This is a genomic window from Rhodococcus sp. NPDC058505, from assembly GCF_042720095.1.
Lineage (GTDB): Bacteria > Actinomycetota > Actinomycetes > Mycobacteriales > Mycobacteriaceae > Rhodococcus_G.
In genome coordinates this window covers 41460-62498 of record NZ_JBHXNB010000013.1, presented here as the reverse complement: position 1 = coordinate 62498, position 21039 = coordinate 41460, and the positions used below count along the sequence as shown (strand labels likewise).

The 21039-nt window shown below is 70.6% G+C and carries 19 protein-coding genes; 6 read left to right on the top strand and 13 right to left on the bottom strand.

Annotated elements, in window-relative coordinates:
* Positions 1-105 precede the first annotated feature (105 nt).
* A complete protein-coding gene (gene ybaK, locus ACFWPA_RS12210) occupies positions 106-600 on the top strand; it encodes a Cys-tRNA(Pro) deacylase (RefSeq protein ID WP_378506952.1) in 495 nt (164 codons plus the stop codon).
* A 77-nt stretch (positions 601-677) separates the two neighbouring features.
* On the top strand, positions 678-1688 hold the full coding sequence (locus tag ACFWPA_RS12205) for an LLM class flavin-dependent oxidoreductase (RefSeq protein WP_378570309.1): 1011 nt from the start codon (positions 678-680) through the stop codon (positions 1686-1688).
* A gap of 57 nt (positions 1689-1745) precedes the next feature.
* Here the strand turns inward: ACFWPA_RS12205 and ACFWPA_RS12200 are convergent, their stop codons facing one another.
* Positions 1746-2534 carry an SOS response-associated peptidase gene (locus ACFWPA_RS12200; protein ID WP_378570307.1) on the bottom strand — a complete coding sequence of 263 codons (789 nt, stop codon included), beginning with the start codon at positions 2532-2534 and terminating at the stop codon, positions 1746-1748.
* 73 nt (positions 2535-2607) lie between these two features.
* On the opposite strand from ACFWPA_RS12200, the gene aroA reads away from it, so the two are divergent.
* From aroA to ACFWPA_RS12185, 3 genes are all read left to right on the top strand, one after another.
* Complete coding sequence (gene aroA / locus ACFWPA_RS12195; protein ID WP_378570305.1) at positions 2608-3903, top strand: 3-phosphoshikimate 1-carboxyvinyltransferase; 1296 nt, start codon at positions 2608-2610, stop codon at positions 3901-3903.
* Positions 3861-4916 (top strand): ribosome small subunit-dependent GTPase A, encoded by a 1056-nt coding sequence (rsgA, locus tag ACFWPA_RS12190; RefSeq protein ID WP_378506948.1) that lies wholly within the window; start codon positions 3861-3863, stop codon positions 4914-4916. The genes aroA and rsgA overlap by 43 nt, the downstream gene beginning before the upstream one ends.
* Positions 4917-5084: 168 nt before the next feature.
* Positions 5085-5210, top strand: a complete 126-nt coding sequence (locus tag ACFWPA_RS12185; protein ID WP_378506947.1) for a hypothetical protein — start codon at positions 5085-5087, stop codon at positions 5208-5210.
* 130 nt (positions 5211-5340) lie between these two features.
* On the opposite strand, the gene ACFWPA_RS12180 is transcribed toward ACFWPA_RS12185, so the two are convergent.
* From ACFWPA_RS12180 to ACFWPA_RS12155, 6 genes are all read right to left on the bottom strand, one after another.
* A complete protein-coding gene (locus ACFWPA_RS12180; protein WP_378570303.1) occupies positions 5341-6582 on the bottom strand; it encodes a fatty acid desaturase family protein in 1242 nt (413 codons plus the stop codon).
* A gap of 103 nt (positions 6583-6685) precedes the next feature.
* Positions 6686-7897: a fatty acid desaturase family protein gene (locus ACFWPA_RS12175; protein ID WP_378570301.1), complete on the bottom strand. Its 1212-nt coding sequence runs from the start codon at positions 7895-7897 to the stop codon at positions 6686-6688.
* 8 nt (positions 7898-7905) lie between these two features.
* Complete coding sequence (locus ACFWPA_RS12170) at positions 7906-9021, bottom strand: ferredoxin reductase (RefSeq protein WP_378570299.1); 1116 nt, start codon at positions 9019-9021, stop codon at positions 7906-7908.
* Between the two features lie 82 nt (positions 9022-9103).
* Positions 9104-9643, bottom strand: a complete 540-nt coding sequence (locus tag ACFWPA_RS12165; protein ID WP_378570297.1) for a DUF6912 family protein — start codon at positions 9641-9643, stop codon at positions 9104-9106.
* A 10-nt stretch (positions 9644-9653) separates the two neighbouring features.
* On the bottom strand, positions 9654-11027 hold the full coding sequence (locus ACFWPA_RS12160) for a wax ester/triacylglycerol synthase family O-acyltransferase (RefSeq protein WP_378506942.1): 1374 nt from the start codon (positions 11025-11027) through the stop codon (positions 9654-9656).
* 13 nt (positions 11028-11040) lie between these two features.
* The gene (locus ACFWPA_RS12155; protein WP_378570295.1) at positions 11041-11490 is read right to left on the bottom strand and encodes an HAD-IA family hydrolase; all 450 of its coding nucleotides are present in this window, start codon (positions 11488-11490) and stop codon (positions 11041-11043) included.
* A 179-nt stretch (positions 11491-11669) separates the two neighbouring features.
* On the opposite strand from ACFWPA_RS12155, the gene ACFWPA_RS12150 reads away from it, so the two are divergent.
* Complete coding sequence (locus tag ACFWPA_RS12150; protein WP_378570293.1) at positions 11670-12200, top strand: Rv3235 family protein; 531 nt, start codon at positions 11670-11672, stop codon at positions 12198-12200.
* A gap of 12 nt (positions 12201-12212) precedes the next feature.
* Here the strand turns inward: ACFWPA_RS12150 and secA are convergent, their stop codons facing one another.
* From secA to mtrA, 6 genes are all read right to left on the bottom strand, one after another.
* Positions 12213-15044, bottom strand: coding sequence for a preprotein translocase subunit SecA (gene secA / locus ACFWPA_RS12145; RefSeq protein ID WP_378506939.1), 2832 nt, complete (start codon positions 15042-15044; stop codon positions 12213-12215).
* A gap of 237 nt (positions 15045-15281) precedes the next feature.
* On the bottom strand, positions 15282-15950 hold the full coding sequence (gene hpf / locus ACFWPA_RS12140; RefSeq protein WP_378506938.1) for a ribosome hibernation-promoting factor, HPF/YfiA family: 669 nt from the start codon (positions 15948-15950) through the stop codon (positions 15282-15284).
* 175 nt (positions 15951-16125) lie between these two features.
* Positions 16126-16785: a ComF family protein gene (locus tag ACFWPA_RS12135; protein ID WP_378570291.1), complete on the bottom strand. Its 660-nt coding sequence runs from the start codon at positions 16783-16785 to the stop codon at positions 16126-16128.
* Between the two features lie 55 nt (positions 16786-16840).
* Entirely contained in the window at positions 16841-18631 is a 1791-nt protein-coding gene (gene lpqB / locus ACFWPA_RS12130) for an MtrAB system accessory lipoprotein LpqB (protein ID WP_378506936.1), read from the bottom strand.
* Positions 18628-20343 (bottom strand): MtrAB system histidine kinase MtrB, encoded by a 1716-nt coding sequence (gene mtrB, locus ACFWPA_RS12125; protein WP_378570339.1) that lies wholly within the window; start codon positions 20341-20343, stop codon positions 18628-18630. Before mtrB ends, lpqB begins: the two co-directional genes overlap by 4 nt.
* A 14-nt stretch (positions 20344-20357) precedes the next feature.
* A complete protein-coding gene (gene mtrA / locus ACFWPA_RS12120) occupies positions 20358-21035 on the bottom strand; it encodes an MtrAB system response regulator MtrA (protein ID WP_378570288.1) in 678 nt (225 codons plus the stop codon).
* Positions 21036-21039 lie beyond the last annotated feature (4 nt).

Here is a 21039-nt window from a genome sequence, read left to right as displayed (position 1 = left end):
GGCGGCTCCTTCCGACATGGACCAACGTGCCCGGTGCAACGCGCCGACGGCGAAGACTGTTCCCCACCGCAACGACCACCGCCCGCGGCCCTACAGTCTTCAGGCATGGCAGGCTCCGCAACCCCGGCGACCCAGACCCTGGTCAAGGCCAAGGTTCCGCATCGCGTCCACGGATACGACCACGACCCGACCAACGCCTCCTACGGCACCGAGGCCGTCGATGCGCTGGCGGGAGAGCTCGGCCTTGACGCCGCGCAGATCCTCAAGACGCTGGTGATCAAGACCTCGGACGGCAAACTCGCGGTCGCGGTGCTCCCGGTCCCGTCGAAGCTGTCGCTCAAGGCGGCCGCCGCGGCACTCGGCGCGGGGAAGGCGGTGATGGCGGAGCAGGCGGACGCGGAGCGGTCGACGGGCTACGTGCTCGGCGGCATCTCCCCGCTGGGGCAGCGCCGGACGCTGCCGACGGTGATCGACGCGTCCGCCACCGACTGGGATCGGGTGCTGTGCAGCGCGGGCCGCCGCGGCCTGGAGATCGACCTGGACCCGCGGGACCTGGTTCGGTTGACCGGGGCGGTGCTGGCGCCGATCACCGCGGGCTGACCCGTCGGGAACAAACCCGCCCGGCGAAACCGTTGCACGTGGCAACCATGTGTCCGTGTCAGAAAGCCGGTGCCCTCGTGACCGTTCCGCTCTCCATCCTCGACCTCGCGCAGATCGGCGACGGCGAGCACGCCCGGGACAGCTTCCGCGCCAGCGTCGAGATGGCCCGGGCCGCTGAACGACAAGGCTACCAACGTATCTGGTACGCAGAACACCACAACATGCCGTCGATTGCCTCGTCGGCGACGAGCGTCCTGATCGCGCACATCGCCGCGAACACCGAGTCCATCCGGCTCGGATCCGGTGGCGTCATGCTGCCGAACCACGCGCCGCTGACCATCGCCGAACAGTTCGGCACCCTCGCCGAACTGCATCCGGGCCGCATCGACCTCGGACTCGGCCGCGCCCCGGGCAGCGACCAGCAGACGATGCGGGCGCTGCGCCGGGACCCGTCGTCCGCCGACTCCTTCCCGCAGGACGTCCTCGAACTGCAGGGCTACCTCACCGGCCCGACCCGGGTGGCGGGCATCGAGGCCACCCCGGGCAAGGGCACGAACGTGCCGCTGTACATCCTCGGCTCGTCGCTGTTCGGCGCGAAACTCGCGGCGATGCTCGGCCTGCCGTACGCGTTCGCCTCACATTTCGCCCCCAACGCCCTCGACGACGCGATCGCGATCTACCGCCGCGAGTTCCGCCCGTCGGCGCAGCTCGCGGAGCCGTACGTGATCGCGGCCGTCAACGTCATCGCCGCCGACACCGAGGACGAGGCGCAGGCCCTGTTCACCGCGACCCAACGCAAGCGGGTCCAACTGTTCGTCGGCCGCGGCCGCACCTTCACGCCGGAGGAGACGGACCTCGTCCTCACCTCGCCGGCGGGCCAGCAGGTGCTGCAGATGCTGCGGTACACCGCGGTCGGCACCGCGCAGCAGGTGCGCGACTACCTCGACACGTTCACCGCACGCACCGGCGCCGACGAGCTGATGGTCGTCTCCTCGGCAACGGACCGGTCCGCGTGGCTGCGGTCGCTGGAACTGGTTGCCGAGGTCAGCGACCTCGCCTCCCCCGCACCCTCACCCCAGGTTCCGTAATGTCACATTGGGGGTCGCCACGTAAGCCAATGTGACATTAGGGAACGCACGCGGGGATCAGAGCAGGCTGATCTGCTCGCCGATGGCGGTGCCGGGCGGCGCGGCGGGCGCGATCAGGTCGGCGCCGTCGTTGCGGACGCTGTTGACGCGGTCCGAGACGCGCCGGATCTCGATGCCCGCCGCGACCGCCTCGGAGACCCCGGCGAGCAGGTCGCCGGGGTCCTCACCGTCGGGGTCGAGCCAGCGGTCCCAGTGGTCCGGGGTGAGGATCAGCGGCATCCGATCGTGCACGGACCGCAGTTCCCCGACCGCGTCGGTGGTCAGGATCGTGCAGCTGAGCAGCGGGACGCTCGCGCCAGCCCGGGCCGCGGGGTCGTGCCACACCGACCAGAGCCCGGCCATGAACAGCCGCGACCCGTCGGCCGGGGTCAGGTAGTGGGGGACCTTCACCGCCTTGCCCGCCGCGGTCGGCTCGGTCGTCCACTCGTACCAGCCGTCCATCGGGATCAGCGCCCGCTTACCCCGCACCGCGGCCCGGAACGCCGGCTTCGTCGGTGCGGTGTCGGCGCGGGCGTTGAACAGCGGCGCCGACCGGACCGGCGCACCGTCCTCGCCCGCCTTCGTCCACGGCGGCACCAGCCCCCACCGCATCCGCCGGATCCGCCGCGTCGGGTCGGCGTCGGGGTGTTCCCGGTCGTGCCGGGCGACGACGGCGAGCACCGGGTCGGTCGGCGCGACGTTGTACCGCTCGGTCGGCCGCGGCGGCGCCGACCCGGTCTCGTCGACCGCATCAAGTTCGACCGCGAGCAGGGCCGGGTCGACCGTGGTCGCATATCTCCCGCACATGCCGTCCATTCTGGTCGCCCGCACCGACACGTGCAGGGGGCGTGCCGACCGGCGTGCCGCCCGATGCGGGAAGATGGTGGCCGTGAGTCTGTGGAGAGCGCCCCGAGCCGTATCGCCCGTGCACGCGACCGTGACCCTGCCGGGGTCGAAGTCGATCACCAACCGGGCGCTGATCCTCGCCGCGCTCGCCGACGGGCCGTCCACCGTCACCGGAACCCTCCGCAGCCGCGACACCGACCTGATGATCGATGCCCTGCGCGCGCTCGGCGTCGACATCACCGAACTCGACTCCCCCACCACCCTGCGCGTCACGCCGGGGCCGCTGCACGGCGCCGGCGTGGACTGCGGCCTTGCCGGCACCGTGATGCGATTCCTGCCCCCGGTGGCGGCCTTCGCCGACGGCGCGGTCGCGTTCGACGGTGACGAGCAGGCCCGCAGCCGCCCCCTCGGCACCATCCTCGACGCGCTGCGCGGCCTCGGTGTGTCGATCGACGGCGACGGACTGCCGTTCACCGTCACCGGCCGCGGCGCCGTCGCGGGCGGTGAGGTGACGATCGACGCGTCCGGGTCGTCGCAGTTCGTGTCCGGCCTGCTGCTGTCCGCGGCGCGGTTCACCGACGGCGTCGTGGTGCGCCATGCGGGCGCGGCGGTGCCGTCGATGCCGCACATCGACATGACCGTGGAGATGCTGCGCACCGCCGGGGTGCGGGTGCACACCCCCGCCGCGGGGGGGCAGGTGATCTGGCGGGTCGAGCCGGGACCCGTCGCCGCGGTGGACTGGGTGGTCGAACCCGACCTGTCGAACGCGACCCCGTTCCTCGCGGCGGCCGCGGTGACGGGTGGCGTGGTGAGCGTGCCGCGGTGGCCCGCGTCGACGACCCAGCCCGGTGACGCGATCCGCGGCATCCTCACCGACATGGGGGCCGCCGTGTCCCTTGATGATTCGGTGCTGACGGTCACCGGACCGGACCGCCTGCACGGCATCGACGTCGACCTGCACGACGTCGGCGAGCTCACCCCCACGGTCGCCGCGCTCGCCGCGCTCGCCGACTCGCCGTCGACGCTGCGTGGCATCGCCCACCTGCGCGGGCACGAAACCGACCGGCTCGCAGCGCTGTCCGCCGAGATCAACAACCTCGGCGGCGCGGCAACCGAGACCGCGGACGGCCTGCACATCGACCCGCGACCGCTGCACGGGGGCGAGTGGGGCTCGTACGCGGATCACCGGATGGCCACCGCGGGTGCGATCGTCGGGCTGGTCGTCGACGACGTCCACGTCGACGACGTGGAGACCACAGCGAAGACCCTCCCCGGCTTCGAGAAGTTGTGGGCGGACATGCTTTCCGATCGCATCGGGGCATCCTCCTGAGCGCGCGCCGGTACGACGAGTCCGATGTCCGGGTCCGCCCGGGCAAGGGCTCACGACCCCGCACCAAGAAGCGGCCGGAGCACCGGTCCGCCGAGTCCGCGATGGTCGTCTCCGTCGACCGCGGACGGTGGGGCTGCGTGCTGGACGACGACCCCGACCGCCCGGTCGTCGCGATGCGGGCGCGGGAACTCGGCCGCACCCCGATCGTCGTCGGGGACCGGGTCGGCGTGGTCGGTGACGTGTCGGGACGCGTGGACACCCTGGCCCGAATCGTGCGGGTCGAGGACCGGGCCACCGTGCTGCGCCGGACCGCCGACGACACCGACCCGTACGAGCGGGTCGTGGTCGCGAACGCCTCGCAGTTGCTGATCGTGGTCGCGCTCGCCGACCCGCCGCCGCGGACCGGCTTCGTGGAGCGAGCACTGGTCGCCGCCTATGTCGGCGGACTCGATCCGATCCTCTGCCTGACGAAGGGCGATCTCGCCGACCACCGCGAGTTCGCGGCGGCCTTCGAGGACCTCGACGTCCCGGTGGTATTGGCCGGAACCTCGGAACCACTGGACACCGTCGAGCGCATTCTGGCGGGGACGGTCACCGCACTGATCGGCCATTCCGGTGTCGGCAAGTCGACGCTCGTCAATCGCCTTGTCCCGGAGGCAGATCGGGCGACCGGGGTGGTGTCCGGGGTGGGCAAGGGCAGGCACACCTCGACGCAGTCCGTCGCGCTGCCGCTGCCGATCCGCGCTGGCGCCCCGGAGGGGGCGCCCCGCGGCTGGGTGATCGACACGCCCGGCATCCGGTCGTTCGGCCTCGCCCACATCTCGCCCGACGACGTGATGGGCGCGTTCGCCGACCTGGCGTCCGCGATCGAGGACTGCCCCCGCGGGTGCACCCATCTCGGGCCGCCCGCGGACCCCGAGTGCGCGCTGGACCGACTCGACGGGCAGGCAGCGCGCCGCGCCGGCGCGGTCCGACAGCTGCTGGTGGCGCTGTCGTCGAACGAAACCTGGTGAGACCGGCGGCATCACCGGGCGAGATCACGATTCGGCCACCGCGGCCCGCCCGGGATGCCACACCCCGGTCCCTGTGTTTACGCTGTACGAGCTCAATCTGATTCGAATCAGCTCAGGTCACGACACAGGCTGGATTTCCCCGCCGTCACGAGACAAGGAGTAACTCAGATGGGTAGTTTCGAGGACGTCATCGACGCAGGTTCGGCCATCTTCGGCGATGTCAGGAGCATCTTCGCCACCCTCATCGACCTCGGGTCGTCGATCGTCGGCTCCTCCAACGAGCCTCCCGAGTAGCCACCTCCGGCTCCGCGAGCGACCCCGGATCCACCGGGTGGTCGTGACGCGCAGGTGGACCCACCGTCACGGGCGGGTCCACCTGCGCATGCACGCGTCGACGTCTCGGCCTGCCGAGCCCGCCGGATGGTCAGCGGGGCAACAGCTTCCGCAGCCCGCGCCGCTTCCTGCTCTCCCGGATCGCGGTCTTGAGCCCGCGCGAACGCCCGGTCGCCGGATCCCGGGTGAGGACGGCCTCGCGGCCCTCCCACTTGCGCTCGGAGGCGGTCTCCGGCGCGTCGTCCGTGGTGTCGGTGAGGTACGTGTTCGGCAGCGACAGCTTGGCGATGGTGCGCCACGCCTTCCCGTACTGCACCAGCAGCGGCCCCGTGGTGTACGGCAGGTCGTACTTGTCGCACAGTTCGCGGACCCGCACCGCGATCTCCGCGTAGCGGTTCGACGGCAGATCCGGGAAGATGTGATGCTCGATCTGGTAGCTGAGGTTGCCGGTCATGAAGTCCATGGCGCGGCCGCCCGAAATGTTTGCGCTGCCGAGCATCTGCCGCAGGTACCACTGGGCCTGCGTCTCGTTGTCGACGTCGGCCTTGGTGAACTTCTCGGCGCCGTCCGGGAAGTGCCCGCAGAAAATAACGGCGTTGGTCCACACGTTGCGGATCACATTCGCGGTGAAGTTTGCGCTCATCGTCGACTTCCACGCCCTGCCGGTCAGCGCGGGGAAGACGACGTAGTCCTTGAGCAGCTGCTTGCCCATCTTGTCGCGGACCTCGCGCAGCTTGCGCTTGGTTTCCTCGCGGTCGTCCCGCCCCTTCGCGACCTTGCCGAGCTCGACATGCTGGGCGGCGATGCCGAACTCGAAGAACAGCGCGAGCAGGGTGTTGTAGACGAGGTTCCCCGCATTGAACGGCTTCCACCGCTGATCCCGGGTGACGCGCAGCAGCCCGTATCCCACGTCGTCGTCCATGCCGAGGATGTTGGTGTACTTGTGGTGCAGGTAGTTGTGGGTCTGCTTCCAGTGGGCGGACGGGCCGACCACGTCCCACTCCCAGCTGCTCGAGTGCACCTCGGGGTCGTTCATCCAGTCCCACTGCCCGTGCATCACGTTGTGCCCGAGCTCCATGTTCTCGATGATCTTCGCGACCCCGAGCATGCCGGCACCGAGCGCCCACAACGGGCGCTTGCGGCTGCCGAAGAGCACCGCGCGGCCACCGACCTCGAGGGAGCGCTGCAGCCGGATGGTGTTACGCAGGTACCGGGCGTCCCGCTCGCCGCGGGACGCCTCGATGTCGCGTCGGATCGCATCCAGCTCCCGACCGAGGGCCTCGATGTCGGCCTCGGTGAGGTGCGCGTATTCCTTGACGTCCGAAATAGCCATCGTTCTCCAGGTCCTGCTCGTCGATTACCGGCCTACCGTACCGTAGGTTACGCCAGCGTAGGTTTCCGTCGGCGGCCTGTGACGTCAATCACAGGCGTCGCCCTCACCTGCCGCGCAGCCGCCGCAGCGCGGACCGCAGCCCGACCCGGCGTCCGGTCGCCGGATCCACCCGCGGGGCACCCCCGTCGCCGAACCTGCGCTCCGACGACGTTTCCGGCGCATCGTCCGACGTCGCGGTCAGGAATCGGTCCGGGAGGGACAGCTTGAGCACGGTGCGCAGCGCCAGCAGGTACTGCCGCGACAGCGGCCCGGTCGTGTACGGCAGGTCGTACTCGTCGCACAGCGCCCGCACCCGCACCGACACCTCGCGCAGCCGGTTGCTGGGCAGGTCCGGGAACAGGTGGTGCTCGATCTGGAAGCTCAGGTTCCCGGTCAGGAAGTCCAACGCACGCCCACCGGAGATGTTCGCGCTGCCCAGCATCTGCCGCAGGTACCACTCCGGTCGGGTCTCCCGCTCCTGCTCGGCGACCGTGAACTTCTCGGCGCCGTCGGGGAAATGCCCGCAGAAGATCACCGCGTACGCCCACACGTTGCGGATCAGGTTCGCGGTCGCGTTCGCGGTCAGGGTGCTTCGCCACGCGGGCCCGGTGATCGCCGGGAACAGCACGTAGTCCTTGACCACCTGCCGGGTCGCCTTGCGCAGGAACGCCCGGTCGACCGCGCGCACGTGTTCCTGCCCCCGCGCCGCCTCCCCCGCCCTGGTGATCTTCCAGTCGTGCAGCGCGATGCCCCACTCGAACCCGGCGGCCAGCACCACATTGGCGACCGGCTGCAGCAGATTGATCGGCCGCCAGGGCACGTCCCTGGTCATCCGGATGATTCCGAACTGGACGTCCTCGTCCATCCCGACGACGTTCGTGAAGGTGTGATGCGAGTAGTTGTGCGCCCGCTTCCACTGCGACGACGGCCCGGTCTGATCCCACTCCCACGTTGTGGAGTGGATCTCCGGGTCGTTCATCCAGTCCCACTGGCCGTGCACGATGTTGTGCCCGAGCTCCATGTTCTCGACGATCTTCGCGAGGCCGAGCATCGCAGTCCCCGCGATCCACGCGGGCCGGTACCTGCTGCCGAACAGGATCGCCCGGCCACCGATCTCGAGTGCCCGCTGGGCCCGAATCACGTTGTGGACGTACCGGGCGTCCGCGGCGCCCCGCGACTCCTCGACGTCCCTGCGGATCCGGTCCAGTTCCCGCCCGAGCTCCTCGATGTCCCCCTCGGTCAGGTGCGAGAACTCTCTGATGTCCGTGATGGCCATCGTCGGCGCTACAGATCGATGGTGCAGTCGCCGGCCGCGACCGAGACGCACGTCTGCACCCGCTCGCCCTCGCCGTGCTCCTGCCCGGACCGCAGGTCGCGGACGTGGCCCGACAGCAGGGGCGCGACGCAGGTCTGGCAGATGCCCATCCGGCAGCCGAACGGCATCTGCACGCCGAGGTTCTCGCCCGCCTCCAGAATCGTGGTGACGCCGTCGACGTCCGCGGTGCGGTCCGACTTCGCGAACGTCACCGTGCCGCCCTGCCCGGAGGTGTCGGCCCGCGCGATCGTGAACCGCTCGGTGTGCAAGCGGTCGGTGAGGCCCGCCTCGGCCCACACCCGCTCCACCTCGTCAAGCATCTCGACCGGCCCGCACGCCCAGGTCTGCCGCTCCCGCCAGTCCGGGTACAGCTCGTCGAGGTCGGCGAGCCGGAACCGGCCACCGCCGCGCGTGCACTGCACGTGGGAGACGAAGCTCGGGTGCGCGTCGTGCAGCGCGGCCAGTTCGTCGCCGAACATCACGTCCTGCTCGGTCGGCGCCGAGTGCACGTGCACCACGTCGGGCACGGTGCCGCGCCGGACCATCGACCGCAGCATCGCCATCACCGGCGTGATGCCGCTGCCCGCGGTGAGAAACAGGATCTTCTCCGGCGGCGGCTCGGGCAGCAGGAAGTTGCCCTGCGGCGCGGCGAGCCGGACCACGGTGCCCGCGGGGACGCCGTTGATCAGGTGGCTCGACAGCCGACCCTCCGGCATCGCCTTCACCGCGATCGTGATCAGCCGGTGCTCACGACTCGGCGGCGACGTCAACGAGTAGGAGCGCCAGTGGAACCGGCCGTCGACGAGGATCCCGATGCCGATGTACTGACCGGGCTGGTAGTCGAAGTCGAAGCCCCAGCCCGGCTTGATCACCAGGGTCGCCGAGTCCGCGGTCTCGGTCCGCACCTCGACCACCTTGCCGCGCAGTTCGCGGGCCGACCACAACGGATTGGCCAGGTGCAGGAAGTCGTCCGGCAGCAGCGGCGTCGTCACCCGGGTCACCGCCCCGCGCAGCATGTTCACACTCGGCCGTCGCGGTGCCGACACGTCGGCCGCCGGCGCCTCGAGCCACTTCCTCAAGCCCATCAAACTTCCATCCACTCGCAGAGGTTACGGGCCCGTAGGTTACCCGCAGGTGAGGCAGCCTGTCACGCACTCCGCCGGACGCTCAGAGCAGGTCGAGCAGGAAGGGGAGTTCCTGGGTGGCATACCAGGCCAGATCGTGGTCCTCCGCATCCCCGAGCACGAACTCGGCGTCCGCGTCACCGAGGTCGGCGGCGTCGACGACCTCGGCGGCCCGCTCGACCGCGGCCTCCGCAGCCGAGAGGTCGACGTGCACCGACGCCACCGCGGACAGCGGCAGCGGGGCCGCGAGCCGGACCACCGCGTCGTCGAGGTCCGGGCGCAGCGCCACCTCGTCCACGTCGGCGGCGATCACCGCCCGCCGATACATCACCGACCCCGCCGGGTGCTCGCCCTCGGCGGCCTCGGGTCGCTCACGCTCCCCCGCCTCGGTTGCGATCAACCGCAGCGATGCCCGGGCCGCCTCGGTCATCGCCACCTCGGCGAGCTCGTCATCGTCACCGGTCGCGTAGGACTCCCGCAACGCAGGCGTCACCGCGAACGCGGTCCGGCTGACCGGGTTCAGCTCCTCCTCGGCGACCAACCGCTGCAACATCGCGATCGTCGCGGGCACGTAAACCCTCATGCATTCCCCTTCACCGGCAGACTTCCACCAACTCGTCGAGCGCCTCGTACAGCAACCCGGTGATCACGTCGACGTCGGACATCGCGTCCCGGTCACCGTTCAAACCGTAGTAGACGTGGCCGTCGTACGACGTCAGGCCGATGCTCAGCGCCTGGTTGCGGATCAGCGGCGACACCGGATACGTCTCCAGCAGCTGCGCGCCCCCGAGGCACAGCGTCGACTGCGGGCCCGGCGCGTTGGTGATCATCACGTTGAACATCCGCTGCGACAGCCCACTCGCCATCCGCAGCCCCATCGCGTGCAGGGTCGCCGGGGCGGTCCCCGACACCCGAACCAGGGTCTGGGCCGCCACCGTCCGGTTCTGCTGGGTGTGTGCCTCGGTCGCGTGCGCGATGTGGGACAGCCGGACAACCGGATTGGGCTCCCCGACCGGCAGATCGATCAGCAGCGACGACGCCCGCCGCTCGTCGCTGCCCGGCGCGTCGATCGCCATCGGCACCATCGCCCGGACCGTCGAGAACGCGGTGACCGGTTCGCCCCTGGACAGCAGCCAGTTCCGCAACGCCCCGGTCAACACCGCGAGGATCACGTCGTTCACCGCGCACCCGAAGCGGCGGCGCACCGTCCGGTAGTCGTCGAGCGACGTCTTCGCGGTCGCGAACCGCCGGTTCCGCGAGATGGTGGCGTTCAGCGGGGTGGCGGGCGCCGTCGACGCCGCGGTGCGCAGCAGCGCCGCCACGTTGCCGATCGCGGCCGCCGCCGTTCCTGCGACGTCACCCACCCGCATGCGGACCGTCGCGACGCCCTCCGCGGGCCGGGTGATCATCTCGGCGACCGCGTTCATCACCAGCTCGGCCTCCCGCGGCTCCCGCGCGGGCATCCATAGTTCCGCGGGGACCTCGCGCGGATGGTCGCATCGATCGAAGATCACCTGCCCGATCTCAAGCGCGTCGACACCGTCGACGAGCGCCGTGTGCGACTTGGTGAAGATCGCGATCCGGTCGTCGGCCAACCCCTCGACGAGATACATCTCCCACAGTGGCCTGCTGCGGTCCAGCGGTCGTGACGTCAGTCGGGCGACGAGGTCGTACAACTGCTCGTCGGAGCCCGGCTTGGGCAGCGCCGACCGGCGCACGTGATAGGTGATGTCGAAGTCCCGGTCGTCGACCCACACCGGCCGCGCCAACCCGAGCGCCACCTCCCGCACCCGCTGCCGGTAGCGGGGAACGAGCGGAAGCCGGTGCTCGACGTGGCTGAGCAGATCCTCGTGGTCGAGGCCGCCGTCGGGGGCCCGCAGGATCGCCAGGGACCCCAGATGCATCGGGGTGCTGCTCGCTTCGAGGAAGTAGAAGGACGCGTCCTGCGTCGTCAGCCTGGTGTCCATGCCGCCCCCGTGTTCATCCGTCCCCCGCATCGGGGGACGCCGGGCCGTCTCCGCCCGCCCCGCCGGGCTCGGAATCGAACAGTATCCGCAGTTCCTCGACGGTGGCGTCCGCGCCCACATGGTGGACACCGACCATCCCCACCGCGACTGCGCCTCGGACGTTGCCGATCAGGTCGTCGACGAACACGCAGCGCGCTGGCGGGACGCCCAGCAGTCGGGCGGCATGCAGAAAGATGCGCGGATCCGGTTTCGCGAGGCCGACATCACCCGAGAGGACCACCTCGTCGACGACGCGGCCGCCGAGCCCCCGCAGCGCGGCACCGCCCGGACCACCGGGGTCGTTGCTGAGGATCGCGGTCCGCACCCCGCGGGCCCGCAGGTCCGCGACCACGGCCACCAGCGGTTCCGGGTCGGAACCCGGCCCGTCAAGGACTCCACCGAAGTCGAGGATCAGCCCACGCACGGCCCCCACCCTAGGGCTGGCCCGCCCTGGCGCCGCGCCGGAATACCGGAAACCGTGCGGGCGATGGCAATTCGTGCCATCCTCGCACCGTCCGGACTCTCCCCGGGATCGACCCCGTACCGCGGTGTCGGCGGAATCGCCGCCGCCGCACCGGCAGCCCGTCGACGAGGAGAGCACCATTGAGGACCTACGTCACCGACGCCCCCAGCCCCGAACCGCCCACCGAGCCAACACCGCCGAGGCACACGCACCGGCTCGCACTCCGCACCCCGCGACCCCTCCCGCATCGCACCCTCACCCCGCGGCACGCCGCCGCCGCCGACCGGCACCCAGCGGGCGACGGCGAGGCACCCGGCGTCCCGGACCTCGGATGTCGACGATTCGGCGAGATGGCCCTGCGGATGGTCCTCGAGGCACTCGACCGCCGTCGCCACCTGTCCACCCTGCGTCCGCTGCTGGGGTCGACCCCGTTCGACCTCGTGACCGCGGTCGTCAGGGCGGGCGCACCGGGGCGCGGGCTCGGCACCGCGCACCTGCGTCGGGTGCACGTGCGACCGCTGGACCAGGACCGGGCCGAGGTCTTCGGCAGCTACGTCCGCGGCGGCCGCACGTTCGCCATCGCGGGACGCCTCGAACGCGCACCAGCCGCCCGCCGGCGGTCCGCGGACGCCGGGGGCGGCTGGAGGTTCACGTCACTTCAGGTCGGCTGACGCCGGCCGCGGCTAGCGCTTTTTCTTCTTCTTGGTGTCCCGCTCGGCCTGCCTGCGCTCGCGTCGGGTCGGCCCGACCACGGACGTGGGATCCCCGCTGGTACGGACCGACGCGGTCCCGTCCTCGGCCGGTCCGGAGAAGGTCAACGCACCCTCCTCCTGATCGTCGAGCCCCTTCGCCCGCAGCGCGGCAGGCGCGGCCTGCGCGGTGGGTGCCTGCTGCTGCCCGCCCTGGCTCGGCGGCGGGGTCGCGGTCCGGGCCGGAGCAACCGACTCGCTGCGCGCGGCGGCGGCCGCGGTGGTCCAGCCGGACTGTTCCGGCGCGGGCGCCGCCTCGACCTGCAGGTTGAACAGGAACCCGACCGACTCTTCCTTCAGGCCCTCGAGCATCGCGGTGAACATGTCGTAGCCCTCACGCTGGTACTCGACGAGGGGATCCCGTTGGGCCATCGCCCGCAGCCCGATGCCCTCCTTGAGGTAGTCCATCTCGTAGAGGTGCTCGCGCCACTTGCGGTCGAGCACGGACAGCAGCACCCGGCGCTCGAGCTCCCGCATGCCGTTCTCGCCTGCGATGGCGTCGATCTGCTGCTCCCGCTGCGCATAGGCCGAGCGGACGTCCGCGAGCAGCGCATCGCGCAGTTCCTCGCGGGACAGGTCGCCGCGGTCACCGTCCTCGGTCTCACCGGTGAGGGCCCGATGCTCGACACCGACCGGGTAGAGGGTCTTCAACGCGGTCCACAGCTGGTCGAGATCCCAGTCCTCGACGTACCCCTCGGCCGTCGCCCCGTCCACGTAGGCGGTGACCACGTCGGTGATCATCGTCTCGACCTGGCCCTCCATGTCCTCGCCCTCGAGGATCTGGCGGCGCTCCTCGTAGATGACGGTGCGCTGCTGGTTCATCACCTCGTCGTACTTGAGGACGTTCTTGCGGATCTCGTAGTTCTGCTGCTCGACCTGGGTCTGCGCGCTCTTGATCGCCTTCGAGACCATCTTCGCCTCGATCGGCACGTCGTCCGGCAGGTTCAGCCGCGTCATGATCGACTCCAGCGCCGCGCCGTTGAAGCGGCGCATCAGCTCGTCGCCCAGCGACAGGTAGAACCGGGACTCGCCGGGGTCGCCCTGACGACCCGACCGACCGCGGAGCTGGTTGTCGATGCGCCTCGACTCGTGCCGCTCGGTGCCGAGCACGTACAGGCCACCCGCGTCCCGCACCTGGTCGGCGTCCGCCTTCACCTGCGCCTGCACCTGCGCGAGCGCGCCCTCCCAGGCCGCCTCGTACTCGTCGGGGGTCTCCACCGGGTCAAGGCCCTGCTTGCGCAGCAGCACGTCGGCGATGATGTCCGGGTTGCCGCCGAGCACGACGTCGGTGCCGCGGCCCGCCATGTTGGTGGCGACGGTCACCGCGCCGGTGCGGCCCGCCTCCGCGACGATCTGCGCCTCCTTCTCGTGGAACTTGGCGTTGAGCACGTTGTGCGCGATCCCGCGCTTGGTGAACTGCTTCGACAGGTACTCGGACCGCTCGACGCTGGTGGTGCCGATCAGGACCGGCTGCCCCTTCGCGTGCCGCTCGGCGACGTCGTCGACGACGGCATCGAACTTGGCCTCCTCCGTCTTGTAGATCAGGTCGCCCTGGTCGACGCGGACCATCGGCCGGTTCGTCGGGATCGGGATGACGCCAAGCTCGTAGGTCTGGTGCAGCTCCGCCGCCTCCGTCTCGGCGGTACCGGTCATGCCGGACAGCTTGTCGTAGAGCCGGAAGTAGTTCTGCAGCGTGATCGTGGCGAGGGTCTGGTTCTCGGCCTTGATCTCGACCTTCTCCTTGGCCTCGATCGCCTGGTGCATGCCCTCGTTGTAGCGGCGGCCGACGAGGATGCGTCCGGTGAACTCGTCGACGATGATCACCTCGCCGTCCCGGACGATGTAGTCCTTGTCCCGCTGGTACAGCTCCTTCGCCTTGATCGCGTTGTTCAGGTAGCTGACCAGCGGCGAGTTCGCGGCCTCGTACAGGTTCTCGATGCCGAGCTGGTCCTCGACGAACTCGACCCCGGCCTCGTGCACGCCGACGGTGCGCTTCTTGATGTCGACCTCGTAGTGCACGTCCCGCTTCAGCAGCGGCGCGATCCGCGCGAACTCGCCGTACCACTTGCTGGACGCGTCCGCCGGACCGGAGATGATCAGCGGGGTGCGGGCCTCGTCGATGAGGATGGAGTCGACCTCGTCGACGATCGCGAAGTTGTGCCCACGCTGGACGAGGTCGTCGAGGGTGTGCGTCATGTTGTCGCGCAGGTAGTCGAAACCGAACTCGTTGTTGGTGCCGTAGGTGATGTCGGCGGCGTACGCCTCCCGCCGCTGCGCCGGGGTCATCCCGGACAGGATCACGCTGGTCTCGAGGCCCAGCGAGCGGTGCACCCGCCCCATCCACTCGGAGTCACGCTTGGCCAGGTAGTCGTTGACGGTGACGACGTGCACGCCCCGGCCCGCGATGGCGTTGAGGTAGGCGGGAAGGACGCAGGTCAGGGTCTTGCCCTCGCCGGTCTTCATCTCCGCGACATTGCCGAAGTGCAGCGCGGCACCGCCCATGATCTGCACGATGTAGTGCTTCTGGCCGAGCACCCGCGCGGACGCCTCCCTGGCCACCGCGAACGCCTCCGGCAGCAGGTCGTCGAGGGATTCCCCGCGTGCGAACCGCTGCTGGAACTCCCCCGTCTTGTCCCGCAACTGCTGGTCGGACAGCGCCTCGTACTCGGGCGAGAGGGTATCGACGTGCTCGGCGATGTGCTTAAGCCGCTTGACCATGCGACCTTCACCAACACGGAGCAGCTTGGACAGTGACAGCGAGGGCACGGGTGTGAACGTCCTAGGGTCTCGGCGGGCGGGTGTGCGATCCGGCAGGCATCGCAGCAGGATCCGGTCGAGAGGAGCGAACCCCTCGACCGGATCCCATGGTAGGCGCTGCGGCCGCCGCTCGAGTCGATCGACCACTCATTCTTGTCGGTTACTCAGGCTTCCGCCGCGACGTCCTCAACCGATCCGGGTCGGTGTTGCGGTCAGGTTGCCGCTGGCCAGCGCGGGTCTGCCCGGTCAGGCGAGCCGGATCAGTCCGTAGTCGAACGCGTGACGCCGGTACACGACCGACGGTCGGTCGGTCTCCTTGTCGTGGAACAGGAAGAAGTCGTGTCCGACCAGTTCCATCTCGTACAGCGCATCGTCGACGGCCATCGGGGCGGCGGAATGCACCTTCGTCCGCACGATCTGGCCGGGGCCCTCCGGTTGTTCCGGCTCGAGCGACAGGTCCGGGGAGATGCCGAGCGAATCGTCCTCGGCGAGCGCGGCGGTCGCCTGCGCGACCGACACCGGGGTCTTGTCTCCGTAGTGGACGCGCCTGCGATCCTTGGTCCGACGCAGCCGGGCCTCGAGCTTGGCGGTCACGCTCTCGAAGGCGGCGTAGAAGCTGTCGGCGGCGGCCTCGGCGCGAACCACGGGCCCTTTACCTCGGGCGGTGATCTCGACCCGCTGGCAGTTCTTCGCCTGCCTGCGGTTTCGTTCGTGCTGGAGTTCGACGTCGATGTGGTAGATCGTCGGATCGAAGCGCTCAAGACGAGCGAGCTTCTCGGAAACGTAGACCCGGAAATGGTCCGGGACCTCGACATTGCGGCCCTTCACCACGATCTCGGAGCGTGGGGCATCGGATTGCCCGGTGGATTCTGCAGCGTCCTGAACGAAGACAGATGCTGTCGAAGGGGTCGTCACGCGTACCTCCCGAATACGGCCGAGCCAAGAATTTGACCTGCGGCGGATGAGCTACGCCGGGAAGGGGACCGCCCGGCGTCAGGGTTTGGAACTATCACCTCCCACCCGTGTCGTCGGCTGTGCTGGCGACGGTAGTACGAGTTCGACACAAGTGCCAGCATTCGGGTCGAACGCGTCATGCGACCCCGATCACCAGCACCGCGTCGACCCGGACACCGACCCCCGCGAGCGCGCGAACGGACTCCGCCGCGGTCGCCCCGGTGGTCAGGACGTCGTCGACGAACACCACGCAATCCGACCGGACGGTCCCCACCGGCGGGGTGGCCCGGACCCGTCCCGCCAGGTTCGCGACTCGGGCGTGCGCCGAGAGCCCGACCGAATCCCGAACGCCAGCACCGAAACTCAGGGCACGCTCGACCCGCACCGCCTCCGGGGCCAACCGCTCGGCCGCGCATCGCACCATCGCCAGCACCGGATCGCCGCCCCTGGCCCGTGCCGCTCGCCGCCGGGTCGGCGCGGGAACGACCGTCAGCCCGGCCAGCTCGGGGGGATCGAGTTCGCCGAGTGCGCGCAACTGTCGCACCGCACCGGCCAGCGCGGCGCCGAGGGGGCGGGCGAGGTCGCGGCGGCCCCGTTCCTTCGCCGCGATCACCGCCGCCCGCCGCGCCCCGCCGTGTGCTCCCACCGCCCACACCGGGACCCCCGTATCGATCCGCGGCGACACCGCGACCGGCGGTCCCGCCAGCTGTGTCGCGCAGCGCGCGCACCACAGGGTGCCCGCGACGCCGCAGCCACCGCACTCGCGGGGGAGGATCAGGTCGAGCAGTGCGCGCATGCCCGGCAGTGTGCCCCGGCCCACCGACAGCACCGGCGACGAGGAGTCGGGCGGGTCAGCCCGCCAGCACCGGGACGGCCCTGACCCCGGTCAGGCCGGGGACCTCACGCCAATAGCGGTCCCCCGCCGGGTCCGTGCTGTTGAGCTGGAAAACCGCGAGCGCGTCCGCGACGTACGTCATGGACGGGGTTGCCTCGACCGCGGTCACCGGCGGGGTGAGGTTGCGGCTCGGCAGCGCGTCCATCCGGGACCCGTCGACGGAGACGCTGACGACCGGGATGTCCGAGGCAGCGCGCACCACCACGATCGCGTCGCCGGTCGACCAGTCGAGGGTGACGGCGGGGCTGCCGAGACCGACCGCGATCGGTTGCGCGCCGGTCAACCGGTAGCCGCCCTCCGGTCGGGGGATCACGGTCACGGCATAGACCTTGCCGTCGATGATCGCCGCGGCGCGGGTGCCGTCCCTGGACAGCCGGAACTCGGTGATCGTGGTGCCGAGCGAGGCGATGTCGGCGGTGTCCACCTGCTCCACGGTCCACTCACCCGCCGGTCCCGGCGCCGTCCGCAGCACCCGCGCGCCGTCGACGACCGTCCACACCGCGGTGTCCCCGAGCGCCCAGGTCGGCCGGGTCAGCGTGCCACCCTCGGCGACCCGGGACGCCTGCCCGTCCACCGGCCCGACCATCAGCGTCGACACCGCCTCGGGCGGCGACACCGACTCGGTGCCGGGCCGGGTGGCTGGCGCCGCCACCGCGGCCGCGGATCTGCCGTCCCGGGACAGCGCGGCCGACCGCAGGTCCGATCCCGACCCGAAGTAGCCGGGCTCCGGATCGATACCCTCGTCGGTGACCCGGACGAGGGCGCCGTCCCGCAGCGCGTACAGGCCGACCGCGGCCGCCCCCGACGCCGCCGGGTTCGTCGACGACACGTCCGCCGTCGTCCAGCCGTTGGGGAGCCGCTCGTCGAGCGGTTTGCCGTCGCCGATCAGCACGTACGGGCCGGGGATCTCGGCGTTGGCGAGCGTCCAGACGACCTGCGCGGCGAGGCGGTCCCGGCTCACCACGTCCAGCGGTCCGGTGCCCTCGAACTGGATCCGCAGCCCACCAAAGCCGATACCGACCCCGGCGCTGCGGCCGTCCGCCTTGGTGATCGGATCCGCCAGCCGCACGTCGGCGAGCTGGTTCGACACCGCGCCCTGCAGCGACGGCTTCGGGCCCGCGATCAGCATCCGGATCAGCGTGTCGGCCAGGTCCTGCGGGTTCGTCGAGATCCACCGCAGGTCGGGGACCGTGGTCGACCCGGTCGGGTCGAGGAAGTACAGCGCCTTGCGCTGGTAGGTCTTGAGGAACTGGGGCCGGTCCAGGATGACACCCGGCGGCAGCTGATCGATCCGCCACTCTCCGTTCTCCCGAACCAACCGGACCGTCGCCTCGTAGGTTCCCTCGACCGCCTGGTACACGCCGCCCTGTCCGAGCTGCCCGACCCGGTTCGCCCGGATCGTGTATCCGGCCTGGTCGTCGGATCGCTGCGACTCGGGCAGCACGTCCACCTTGTCGACGATCGTCGTCTCGACGCTGTCGTCCCAGGTCGCGGCCGCCGAGGTGGTCAGGAACTTGCGGGCCGCGGCGTGCCGGTCGGTCGGGTCGGTGCTGGCCGCGAGGAAGTCCCGCAGCAGCAGGTTCGGTTCCCGTCCCGGAGCGGGCGCGGGCACCACCGGGTTCGCCGGCTCCTGCGCGATCGTGCCGATCGCCTGCGGGGTGGACGAGTCGGGCAGGCTGGCGCAGCCGCCGAGCAGGACGGCGGCAACCACCGCCGCCGCGCAGCCAGCCCACCGCCGCCGCCTCATGTCCGTCGCTCCCGGAGCATCGGCAGGCTGGCCGTCTCGTCGGGGTCGAGCGGCTCGGACTCCCCCGACTCCGTGTCGCTGGTCTCAGTGTCCCCGTCGGGGTCGCGGCCCTGCACCCGCTTGATGGTCGGCGGGCGCAACGGGAGCGGGCTGCTGGTCACCTTGTGCCCGCGGACCAGCGGCAACGTCAGCCGGAAGCACGCGCCGACGCCGGGCGCACCCCACGCGTCGAGCCTGCCGTCGTGCAGCCGGGCGTCCTCGACGCTGATCGCCAACCCGAGTCCGGTGCCGCCGGAACGGCGGACCCGGGACGGGTCCGACCGCCAGAACCGGTTGAACACCAGCTTCTCCTCCCCCGGCTGCAACCCGATGCCCTGGTCGCGCACGATGAACGCCGCCGCGTCCGCGTCGGCGCGCAGCCGCAGCAGCACCGGCCTGCCCTCGCCGTGGTCGATCGCGTTCGCCAGCAGGTTACGCAGGATCCGCTCGACCCGACGCGGGTCGACCGTCGCGTCGACCGGTTCCTCGGGCAGGTCGAGGATCAGTTCGGTCCCGGTCTCCCTGGCCAGGTGCCGGATCGTCGACACCGCGGCGCGGGCGCTCATCCGCAGGTCCAGCTTCTCGGCGGCGAGCTCGGCGACCCCGGCGTCGTGGCGGCTGATCTCCAGCAGGTCACCCAGCAGCGATTCGAACCGGTCAAGCTCGGCGACCAGCAGCTCCGACGATCTCCGCAACGCGGGGTCGAGGTCGGCGCTGCCGTCGTGGATCAGGTCGGCGGCCATCCGGACCGTCGTCAGCGGAGTGCGCAGCTCGTGGCTGACGTCGGAGGTGAACCGCTTCTGTAGGTTGCCGAACTCCTCGAGCTGCGTGATCTGCTTGGACAGGGATTCGGCCATGTCGTTGAACGACATCGCCAGCCGGGCCATGTCGTCCTCACCGCGCACGGGCATCCGTTCCCGCAGCTTGCCCTCCGCGAACCGCTCGGCGATCCGCGACGCGGACCGGATCGGCAGCACCACCTGACGTGCCACGATCAGCGAGATCGCGGCAAGCAGCACCAGCAGCACCGCGCCGCCGATCAGCAGGGTGCTGCGCATCAGTGACAGGCTGCGGTCCTCACCCGCGAGGGGGAACACCAGGTACAGCTCGAGGTCGGGGACGTCGGCGATCACCGGGCTGCCGACGATCAACGCGGGCCCCGTGTAGCCGTCGGGATCGCTGACCGTCGAGAACTGGTAGCTGACCTGACCGTTGAGGACGAACTCGCGCAGACTGTGCGGAATCTGATCGACCGGCCCCGCCGACGGCTCCGCCGCCGGGTCGCCGCGGGCGATCAGCACCGGGTCGAAGGTGCCAGCCGCACCGGACGCCGGACCGGAGTCCGAGCTGCGGGCGGTCAGCGACGACCGCGCCCCCTCGAGGCGGGTGCTGATCGAGGCGGTCTCGTCGGTGCCAGCGAGGTAGCTCTGCACGGTGCCCCGCGCCCGGTCCATCTCCTCGGTGGCCGCCGACAGCTTCGCCTCGACCAGGCGGTCGGTGATCTGGCTCGTCAGGACAACGCCGAGGATGGTGATGACGACCAACGACAACGTCAACGTCGACACGACCACCCGCAGCTGCAGCGACCGCCGCCACAAGTGCGCCAGCGCGACGCTCGTGTTGCGGAACCGTCGGAGCAGCGGCGTGAACGTGCCGTTGATCCGACGCCGCATCCGGGTGCTACGGATCACGGCGGTCCGGCCTTGTAGCCGACCCCCCTGACGGTGAGAACGACCTGCGGATTCTCGGGATCGCGCTCGACCTTCGCACGCAGCCGCTGCACGTGCACGTTGACCAGCCGGGTGTCGGCGGCATGCCGGTAGCCCCACATCTGCTCGAGCAGGACCTCCCTGGTGAACACCTGCCGCGGCTTACGGGCGAGGGCCACCAGCAGGTCGAACTCGAGCGGGGTCAGGGAGATCAACTCCCCGTCCCTGGTGACCTTGTGGGCGGGAACGTCGATGTCGATGTCGGCGATCGACAGCAGTTCCGCAGGCTCCTCCTCGGTGCGCCGCAGCCGGGCCCGCACCCGCGCCACGAGTTCCTTCGGCTTGAACGGCTTCATCACGTAGTCGTCCGCCCCGGACTCGAGGCCCAGCACCACGTCGACGGTGTCGGTCTTCGCGGTGAGCATCACGATCGGCACCCCGGAGTCGGCGCGCAGCACCCGGCAGACGTCGATCCCGTTCATGCCGGGCAGCATCAGGTCGAGCAACACCAGGTCGGGGCGGATCTCCCGGACCGCGGACAGCGCCTGGGTGCCGTCACCCACCACGAAGGGCTCGAATCCCTCCCCGCGCAGCACGATGGTGAGCATCTCGGCGAGTGCCGTGTCGTCGTCGACAACCAGAATGCGTGGCTTCATGTCT

Excerpts from the sequence above, each read along its gene's own strand:
- ACFWPA_RS12200 (WP_378570307.1), bottom strand. The coding sequence starts at position 2,534 with ATGTGCGGGAGATATGCGACCACGGTCGACCCGGCCCTGCTCGCGGTC.
- ACFWPA_RS12175 (WP_378570301.1), bottom strand. The coding sequence starts at position 7,897 with ATGGCCATCACGGACATCAGAGAGTTCTCGCACCTGACCGAGGGGGAC.
- ACFWPA_RS12165 (WP_378570297.1), bottom strand. The coding sequence starts at position 9,643 with ATGAGGGTTTACGTGCCCGCGACGATCGCGATGTTGCAGCGGTTGGTC.
- ACFWPA_RS12160 (WP_378506942.1), bottom strand. The coding sequence starts at position 11,027 with ATGGACACCAGGCTGACGACGCAGGACGCGTCCTTCTACTTCCTCGAA.
- ACFWPA_RS12170 (WP_378570299.1), bottom strand. The coding sequence starts at position 9,021 with ATGGGCTTGAGGAAGTGGCTCGAGGCGCCGGCGGCCGACGTGTCGGCA.
- mtrA (WP_378570288.1), bottom strand. The coding sequence starts at position 21,035 with ATGAAGCCACGCATTCTGGTTGTCGACGACGACACGGCACTCGCCGAG.
- ACFWPA_RS12185 (WP_378506947.1), top strand. The coding sequence starts at position 5,085 with ATGGGTAGTTTCGAGGACGTCATCGACGCAGGTTCGGCCATCTTCGGC.
- aroA (WP_378570305.1), top strand. The coding sequence starts at position 2,608 with ATGGTGGCCGTGAGTCTGTGGAGAGCGCCCCGAGCCGTATCGCCCGTG.
- lpqB (WP_378506936.1), bottom strand. The coding sequence starts at position 18,631 with ATGAGGCGGCGGCGGTGGGCTGGCTGCGCGGCGGCGGTGGTTGCCGCC.
- ACFWPA_RS12135 (WP_378570291.1), bottom strand. The coding sequence starts at position 16,785 with ATGCGCGCACTGCTCGACCTGATCCTCCCCCGCGAGTGCGGTGGCTGC.
- mtrB (WP_378570339.1), bottom strand. The coding sequence starts at position 20,343 with ATGCGGCGTCGGATCAACGGCACGTTCACGCCGCTGCTCCGACGGTTC.
- ACFWPA_RS12180 (WP_378570303.1), bottom strand. The coding sequence starts at position 6,582 with ATGGCTATTTCGGACGTCAAGGAATACGCGCACCTCACCGAGGCCGAC.
- ybaK (WP_378506952.1), top strand. The coding sequence starts at position 106 with ATGGCAGGCTCCGCAACCCCGGCGACCCAGACCCTGGTCAAGGCCAAG.